General features: G+C 67.9%; 7 protein-coding genes and 1 pseudogene. 6 read left to right on the top strand and 2 right to left on the bottom strand.

Annotated features, from left to right (window positions below):
* The 5 genes from VF468_25805 to VF468_25785 all read left to right on the top strand — a co-directional run.
* On the top strand, positions 1–915 hold a 915-nt coding region (locus VF468_25805; protein ID HEX5881702.1), incomplete at its 5' end, for an LUD domain-containing protein.
* The gene (locus VF468_25800) at positions 908–1,546 is read left to right on the top strand and encodes an LUD domain-containing protein (protein ID HEX5881701.1); all 639 of its coding nucleotides are present in this window, start codon (positions 908–910) and stop codon (positions 1,544–1,546) included. The genes VF468_25805 and VF468_25800, both read left to right, overlap by 8 nt.
* A 287-nt stretch (positions 1,547–1,833) precedes the next feature.
* Complete coding sequence (locus VF468_25795) at positions 1,834–2,115, top strand: helix-turn-helix transcriptional regulator (protein HEX5881700.1); 282 nt, start codon at positions 1,834–1,836, stop codon at positions 2,113–2,115.
* Positions 2,115–2,495: a WhiB family transcriptional regulator gene (locus VF468_25790; protein ID HEX5881699.1), complete on the top strand. Its 381-nt coding sequence runs from the start codon at positions 2,115–2,117 to the stop codon at positions 2,493–2,495. The genes VF468_25795 and VF468_25790 overlap by 1 nt, the downstream gene beginning before the upstream one ends.
* Positions 2,496–2,783: 288 nt before the next feature.
* Complete coding sequence (locus tag VF468_25785; protein ID HEX5881698.1) at positions 2,784–3,236, top strand: hypothetical protein; 453 nt, start codon at positions 2,784–2,786, stop codon at positions 3,234–3,236.
* Positions 3,237–3,469: 233 nt separating this feature from the next.
* On the opposite strand, the gene VF468_25780 is transcribed toward VF468_25785, so the two are convergent.
* Together VF468_25780 and VF468_25775 are read right to left on the bottom strand one after the other, a co-directional pair.
* A complete protein-coding gene (locus VF468_25780) occupies positions 3,470–4,189 on the bottom strand; it encodes a site-specific integrase (GenBank protein HEX5881697.1) in 720 nt (239 codons plus the stop codon).
* Complete coding sequence (locus VF468_25775) at positions 4,186–7,122, bottom strand: Tn3 family transposase (GenBank protein ID HEX5881696.1); 2,937 nt, start codon at positions 7,120–7,122, stop codon at positions 4,186–4,188. The genes VF468_25780 and VF468_25775 overlap by 4 nt, the downstream gene beginning before the upstream one ends.
* Positions 7,123–7,382: 260 nt before the next feature.
* On the opposite strand from VF468_25775, the pseudogene VF468_25770 reads away from it, so the two are divergent.
* Positions 7,383–7,739 (top strand): annotated as a pseudogene (locus tag VF468_25770) (diacylglycerol kinase).
* Positions 7,740–8,424 lie beyond the last annotated feature (685 nt).

Genomic DNA, 8,424 nt, shown 5'->3' with positions numbered 1-8,424 from the left:
GACGCCCCGGCCGATCTCACCGACGAGCCGCGCCGGCTGGCGATGGCCGCCCGGGACCACCTGCGGCGCAAGTTCCTGCGCACCAGGGTCGCCATCTCCGGCACCAACTTCGGCATCGCCGAGACCGGCACCATCGGCGTGGTCGAGTCCGAGGGCAACGGCCGGATGTGCGTGACCCTGCCGGAGACCCTGATCACCGTGATGGGCATCGAGAAGATCCTGCCGACGTTCACCGACCTGGAGGTGTTCCTGCAGCTGCTGCCCCGCTCCTCCACCGGGGAACGGATGAACCCGTACACCTCGCTGTGGACCGGGGTGACCCCCGGCGACGGCCCGCAGAACTTCCACATCGTGCTGCTGGACAACGGCCGCACCAATGCGCTGGCCGACCAGGTCGGCCGGGCCGCCCTGCACTGCATCCGCTGCTCGGCCTGCCTGAACGTGTGCCCGGTCTACGAGCGGACCGGCGGCCACGCCTACGGCTCGGTCTACCCCGGACCGATCGGCGCGGTGCTCACCCCGCAGCTCACCGGGATGCACGGACACCACGACGTGAACTCCACCCTGCCGTACGCGTCCTCGCTGTGCGGGGCCTGCTTCGACGCCTGCCCGGTCAAGATCGACATCCCGACGCTGCTGGTCGAACTACGCGGACGGGCCGTCGATTCCGATCGCGGCCGGACCATCCCCGGCGGCTGGGACGCGGCGATGAAGGCAGCCTCCTGGGTGATGAGCGACCCCAAGCGGTTCGTCGCCGCGGAGAAAGCCCTGGCCGTCGGACGCCTCGTCGCCGGCAGGGACAAGAAGATCAAGCACCTGCCCTATCCCGGTTCGGCGTGGACACACAGCAAGGACATGCCGGCCCCGCCGAAGCAGACGTTCCGCCAGTGGTGGCAGGAGACCCATCATGAGTAGCCGGGATGCCGTGCTCGGCCGGATCCGGTCCGCACTGGCCGCCGACACCGACCCCCCACCGCCGGTGCCCCGCGACTACATCCGGGTCGGCGCGAACCCGCCGGGCAGCGAGCCCGTGCTCGAGCTGATGGTCGACCGACTGGTCGACTACAAGGCCCAGGTCCGCGAGATCTCCCCGGCCGAACTCGATGACGCCATCGACGCCGCCCTGACCGATCAGGCCTCGGTGGTCATCGCCGCCGACCTGGACCCCGATCTGGTCGAGCCGACCCGACGCAGCGGCCGCGCCGTGACGGTGGACGGGGACCCGACCGTCCTGACCCCGGCCGAACTGGACGCGATCGACGCCGTGGTATCCACCGCCCAGGTCGCCATCGCGCTGTCCGGCACGATCATCCTGGACGCCGGGCCCGGGCAGGGCAGGCGGGCCATCACCCTGGTCCCGGACTTCCACCTGATCGTGCTGTACGCGGACCAGATCGTGCAGACCGTGCCCGAGGCCATCGCCCGGCTCGACCCCCTCCGACCGCTGACCATGATCGCCGGGCCGTCCGCGACCAGCGACATCGAACTGGAACGCGTCGAGGGGGTGCACGGCCCGCGCACCCTGTACGTGCTCATCGTCCGCTAGTCGACCGGCGACACCCGTGATCGAAGGGTGTGTAGGGCCGCGTCTCTGGGAAGGCAAAGGGAGGGTGTCGAGCCAAAGCAATCCTCAAGGTCTCGACTCACATGTAGCGGCGGGGGCGGTGGGCATCCCCCGGGTCGTGCATTTCCTGGTCTCGACCGGGCGGACGGGTTCGGCCCGACCGTTCCGAGCCGGGCCACCCCAGTGGTGAGAGCAGACGCCTGGACTACCAACAACACCCATCCGACCGAAGTGACAACAGGAGGACCCGTGATGAGGAGCCCGAAGCGATGACACCCTTGTTGACACCCCGGCAAGCACAGATCCTGACCTATATCGGCGAAGGCATGACCAACCGGGAGATCGGGCAACGGCTGGGACTGGCCGAACAGACGATCAAGAATTCTGTCACGCTGATCCTGGCCGCCCTCGGCGTGACCCGCCGTGCCCACGCCGTCATCTACGCCGCCAATCCGAGAAGTGGCCAGTCCGGACGAATCCAGCGTCAGGAACGAGGCTCACTGCCCGTTCCTCGCGATCGTTGCGCGGACTCAGTCGGGACAACGTTCTGATGGAACCCGCACCCCTGCTACCAGTCTCCGAAGAATGGAACTGGCAGTTGGACGCCACATGTCGCGGCATGAATGTGGAGATATTCTTCCACCCCGCGAGCGAACGAAGACACCAGAAGCAGCGACGGATCGACCAGGCGAAGGCAATCTGCCATGGCTGCCCGGTTCTCGAGGAATGCCGCCGGCACGCCCTGCGAACCCGCGAACCATACGGCATCTGGGGCGGGCTGTCCGAGGAAGAACGCGCAGAGATCCTCGGAGTAGGGAACCTGCGATACCCGGCCCAACGACGCCGAAAGTACTCGGCCGCCGAGCCGATCACCGCGCCGACCCAGCACCTGCCTTCACCGCCCATCCGCAGACCCGCGAGTACTGCGTGAGTTGGGCCGGATGCTGTCGTGGTGCGCCAACCGCTCGGCGCAGACCCGTCCCACCCCCCCCGGCGCTTGAACTCGACCAAAGACGTCGGAAACCCCTCGACGCGCCGCGACGCGGGCATCCCCCACCTGAGTCAATGACCAAGCCCAAGCCGTTGGCGCCTTGATGATTCAACGCGAGGGCTTGCCACACCGAGGTGTACGTGGGAATGCTGAACACAGCTTCTTCCCTTGAAGGTGTACTCACGAACCCCCAGCCCCCGCTCCCCTTCACCCCCAAAGGAGGTACCCGTGGCCCGCTACCTTGTCATTGCGCACGAGACCGTCACGAATCCGGTGTTGTCTGAACGGCTCCAAGAGATCCAAGAGCAAGACCCCGGCGCCGAGTTCACACTCCTGGTTCCCGCGACCCCGGTGCGGCACCTGCTGTTCTTGCACGGCAACGAACACGACGCCACAGCAGTTGCGAACAAGCTGACCATCAAGGCGCAGAAGATGTTCGCCAAGAACCACATCAACCTAGTCGACGCACGCGTTGGTTCCGAGACGCCCATCGACGCGATCGGCGACGAGGTCACCGCGAACCCCGGCTACGCGGGATTCGTGATCTCGACCCTTCCGCAGGAAACTTCTCGATGGCTTCGGATGGACCTCCCAGCCGCGGTCGAGACGAAGTACGGGCTGCCGGTACACCATGTCAAGGCAGCGCCGGACTGGTTTGAAGGTGAAGGCGTCATCCCCTGAGCTGAACGGAAAATCGGCCGCGGCTATCAGCGCTGGCCCCCACGCCCAAGTGTCGGGCGGGTGCGCGGTCGGCTGTTGGGAGGTGGTTGCCGAGTGGTTGCCGCGACCGCGCTGGTCACCGCAGGTCGAGACGGCGACGTCAAGGAATCCCAGGGTGACTCCACGGAATCACCCTGGTGATGAGGTAACGCCGCCGGCCTGCGCCGCAGCGTCCCTGAACGGCCCAGTGGTGGTCAGACGGGGAACCGGGTGATTGCTTCGTTGTAGCGCTGTTGGGCGTCGGCGAGGGCGAGGCGGCTGTAGATCTCCAGGGATTGGCGGCTTTCGTGTCCGCTGTAGGGCTGGATGAGTGCGTCGTCGATGCCCTGGGTTTTGAGCCAGGTGAACAGGAAGTGCCGGAGTTGGTGGGGGCTGATGGAGTGGGTGAGCCCGGCGGCGTTGGCGTAGCGGGCGAGCATGGCACGCACGCCGCGGGTGCTGTAGGGCTTCTTCCAGCTGGACTCGAACAGGTGGACGGCGCCGCGGTGGCGCATCGCGTCCATGTGCAGGGCGAGGGTTTCGGCGAAGGTGGCCGGGAAGGGAACGAGGCGGTCCTTGCCGCCTTTGCCGAGGTTGACCCGGATGCGGTGGGCGTCGAGGTCGACGTCGTCCAGATGCAGTGCGACGAGCTCGGCGACTCGTACCCCGGTGTAGAGCAGGGTCTTGATCAGCACGACGTCGCCGGTGCGGCGGGCTTGCCATACGGTTTGGTAGTAGCGGCGGATCTCGTCCTGGGTGGGGACGTAGGGCAGCGTCTTGGGTTGCCGGGTGATCTCGATGTCGAGTTCGGCGCGCAGGTGCCGGAAGACCTCCTTGAGGTAGGCGTAGTCGGGTCGCTCGCCGCGCAGGTGTTTGGCCAGCTCGCGGGCCTTGCGTCTGGCCGGTGTGCGGGTCGCCGGGGTTGTCGCGGTCATGCCGCTGCCGAGGTGAGATCGAGGCGGGTGTCCATGTCGAGGCGGAAGCGGCCGTAGGGGTTGATGTGGGTCCAGAACAGTGGGCTCAGCGCCCGGCGGTCCTCGGCGGCCAGGATGAGATCGCCGTCGTCGAGGATCCGTTGCAGGAAGATGGTGTTGAGGTGCACCAGTGCGGACTGCAGCAGGTGCAGGCACAGCATGGAGATTTCCTGCTCGTCACGGTCGGCGCCGGTGAGTTCACCCTCCTTGCCGTAGAAGACGTAGCCGTTGGCGGAGTTCCAGTTCTCCACGACCTGCAGGCCCTCGTGGATCTCCCGGCGCAGCGGCGCTGATGCCAGGTAGTCGGCGAGGAAGGCGGTCTTGACGGCACGGCCGAGTTCGACCAGCGCCGCGTAAGTGGGGTGCTGCGGGCCGGGGCGGGTGAAGCGGCGCAGGATCGCTTCGGCCTCGGCTGTTCCGAGGCGCAGTGCGGTGGCGTACTTGACCATCTGGTCGTATTGCTGGGCGATCAGTTCCCAGCGGATCGGCCGGGTCAGCACCGGTGCCAGCGCCGGGTAGGCGCTGGTGTCGCTGTCGGGTGGGTAGAGCCGGCTGCTGCCGATGTTCTTCAACCGGGGCAGCAGCTGAAACCCGAGCAGGTGGGTGAAGGCGAACCCGACGGCGGACTGGCCGTGGGTGTCGACGTAGTTGCGGTCGATCTCGGCGTCGGTGCAGTGCCGCAGTACTCCTTCGATCATGGCCGCGACTTCGGAGGAGGAGCAGGTCTTGAGTTGGCTGTAGATGCAGGTGCTTCGGCGTTCGACGTGCCAGTAGATCATCACCCCGGGCCCGCCGTAGCGGTTGTGCCACTCGGTCATCAGGTTCGAAGTCCATGACCCGAACTTCTTGGAGTCCGAGGCGCAGGCGGTGCCCGAGCCCCACAGGTCGGTGTCGCGGACGGTGAAGGTGGCGTTGACGAGTCGGGACACTGCCCGGCGCAGACTGTCGGAGCTGAGGAACAGGCGGCGCACGTGACGCAACGCGGCCTCGGTCTCACCGTGTTCGCCCGCGGCGATGCGCTTGATGCCCATATTGGTGCCGAGCCCGAACAACACCAGCAACAGCCGGCGACGCAGCAACTCACGCGGGATGACCTCACGCGAGGCCACCGAGGTGAACTCCTCGGTGAAGCCGGTGAGCAGGTCGGCTTCCTTGAGCAGATCCAGCAGGTCCACGGTGCCCCAGCGGGCCTGAACGGCGTCCTTGAGCCGGCCCAGGGTGACCGGCTCGGGCAGCGGGTCGAGCTTGGGCACGCTGATCCACGGGTCGCCGCCGCGGGTGGTGAACCGCACCCCGCCCGACGTGTCGCCGCCCTGTTGGGTCTGCTCCAGGCGGTCCAGGCTGGTGCGCATCCGCTGTTGAAGGGCGGCGATGAACGCCGATGGGTCAGCCGGCTGACGCAGGGCGGCGTAGTGCTGCTCGCGGTTGTCTTCGAAATCGGCCGGCAGGTCCTGCTCGGGGTCGCGCCAGCGGCTGGCGCCGACAACCCACACCTCCCGGCGGCGTATTCCCTCACGCAACGCTCGTAGCACGCACAGTTCGTAGGGCACCCGCTCGATCCGGCCCTCCTCGCCGACGACGGCGTCACGCCAGTCGGCGGGGACGATGCCCTCCAACGGAACCCGATCACCGGACGCGTAATGCCGGACGGCGCCGGAGCGGGTGCTGTAGGTCCGCAGCAACGTGACCGCGTCGATGATCGGCTGGTGGCTGCTGTTGTTCGAGCGGAACTCCAGGGTGGCCAGCAGGCGGGGCAGCATCCGCCGGTAGTAGGTGGAATACGAGGAGCGCAGCACGGTGCGGACACGGCTGCGGAAGGCGGTGTCGGTGGCCTTGGCTTCACGGACCAGCTCACGCAGCGTCGCCTCTGCGACGACGGGGAACAGTGCGGTTCGCACGGTGTCGTCGGGGTGTTCGACTGCGGCTTCGGCGAGGCGGAACAAGATCCCTTCCTTGCCGCGGACCCGGCGCAGGTCGTTGCGGAGCTCGGTGTCGACTCGCCGCTCGGCCCGGGTTCCGATCTTGTGGACGACGTCGAGGAACAGCTCGATGAGGGTGTCGGTGATTTCGCTGATGCGCGAGAAGCCCAGCGTGGCCAGCAATGTCAGGCGAACCTGCGGCGGCCTGGCACGCAGATCGGAGGGATACTCCTGAGCCGCCCGGGCCCGCCATGAGGAGATCAGGGTGTCGGTGGCGCCGGTGAACAGGTTCGCCGGCAGCTGCAATGCGCGGACACGTTCGAGCTTGTCGATCTCGGCGAGCAGCGTCTCCAGGCTCGCCCGGCGCGGGCCTTCCTTGAGCTCGGCGAGCAGTCCCCGCTCCCGCGACCCCGCCGGGGTGGGGACGCCCTCGGCGACCAGTCGCTCGAGGCGGGCGACGACGCCGTGATCCAGCCGCGCCACCGTGGCAGCGCAGAACCGGTCGGCAGCGGTGGCGCGGGCGCTGGCCATCAGCCGGTCGAGACGGCCTGGGGGTTCGAGTCGCTCGTTGCGGCAGCGAACCAGCAACGCATCTCGCAGCCGTTCGTCAGACGGCTCGAGTGGGGCGACCTCAGCGGCCAGCCACTCGGCGAGAGCCTCCTCGTCGGCGCGGGTCGCCGGGCGGAAACCGAGCGCGTCGCGGATCTGCGCCCGGTGGTACTCGATCGTGCGGCCCGACCACACGTACCCGCCGAACAGGGCCGGATCGACCCGCATCTGACTGGCGACGTAGGCGACCGCGGCCGGCGGCAGCTCCCCGTCGCGATGGGGGAAACGGCCCTCCAGCTCGAAGAACTTCAGCAGCAGGACAAAGCCCAGCCGCGTCGCCCCAGTCTTGTTGCCGACCAGCCGCCAGTCATCCTCGACCAGCGTCCATGACTCCACCAGGTCTTCGGGCTCCCACTCGCGGCGCATCCGAGCACCACCCTTTCGTCGGCTCGCCGCCGGCCAGTCAAGAAGTGCCGAGAAGCGGCGGAGGCGGCACTTCGAACGTATCGGGCAGCCTGACACGCCGAGCACCGACCCACAAGAGGAGCCCAAAGGACGAGGAATGCCGACCACCCAGGCCGGAACGGCACTTCGCTACGGCAGGTGCGGGAGCCGGGCTCGGGCGAGCCCGTCCTACCCCACGGCCAAAGTGATGCGGTCGATCAGCACTTGACCACCGCTACCTTGCGGCCTGGGTCACGCTCGGGAGAACTGGGCCGTTACAGGGTGGGATTCGGCTGCTCCCGGACGCCGAACCGGACAACGGGCAGATGGACGTGGCGATCCTCGCGCCGCGGCATGTGGGGCACTGGGCGGCGTTGGCCTGGGCCGTGCTGCTGCGCCGGGACCGGGTGCCGCGGATGGAGGTCCTGCGGGGGTCTCGGATCAGCATCGTCAGTGACCGGGTGCAGCCGCGGGAGTTGGACGGTGACGTCATCGAACCCGGGTCCGCTTTGATGGTGACCGTCCGGCCCGGCGCGTTGCGGCTGTGCGTGGCCCAACCGGACCGCTCGCCGGACCTGGTCGAGGGGACACGGAATTAGGTGGCCGTCTCAGTATTGCTCGACCGCTTCCAGAGTGACCCACCCGCGTTTTGACTGTGGCCTTGCCTTGTCGGCAGTTCCCGGAACCACCGTTCGGCCAGGTCAGCGGTCCTGGAGCTGCGTGCATCCGGCGAGGCAGGTGTGCACTCCATGATCATCGCGTCGGTGACCGGGTGCCGTCGATCTGGTCCACCGCGTCGGAGAGGCGCACTATCGGCGCCTCCGGGTCCGTTGACCTGCGGGGCATCGCGTCCGGATCGATACTGACGGGGTAACACCCCACCGAGCTGGTCCTCTCCGCACTGCGCAGCAGCAGCCGCACACGGATCCCGCGGACATCGTGTGCCGCCGCGTGATGAGAGCCAAACCGTGATCGCCGACAGTTGACTGCTTCCCAAAGCCACCGAGACCACCTCACGGGCAAGCGATTCCGTTCCAGCGCGGGTCGGTGGTCCGGGGAAGCTGCTGCTGCCGGCGTCGGCCACCGGCGGTCCGACGGATCCGCCGGCCGGCCCGATCGTGAAGGCGGTCCGGGAAGCGGTCGCCCGCTCGTCCCCGGAGGAGGCGTTGCGGGCGGTGATCGGATGGCGGTCGAGTCCGGGCCGTGCGACGCGGCCAGCATCACCACCCTAGGGCCGGACCGACCGGTGACCACGGTGGCCTGCTCCGACGATCGGGTACTGCG

The organism is Actinomycetota bacterium (assembly GCA_036280995.1).
In the GTDB taxonomy this organism is placed as follows: domain Bacteria; phylum Actinomycetota; class CALGFH01; order CALGFH01; family CALGFH01; genus CALGFH01.
The sequence above is the reverse complement of the archived record's forward strand: the minus strand, read 5'-3'. Positions and strand labels throughout refer to the sequence as shown.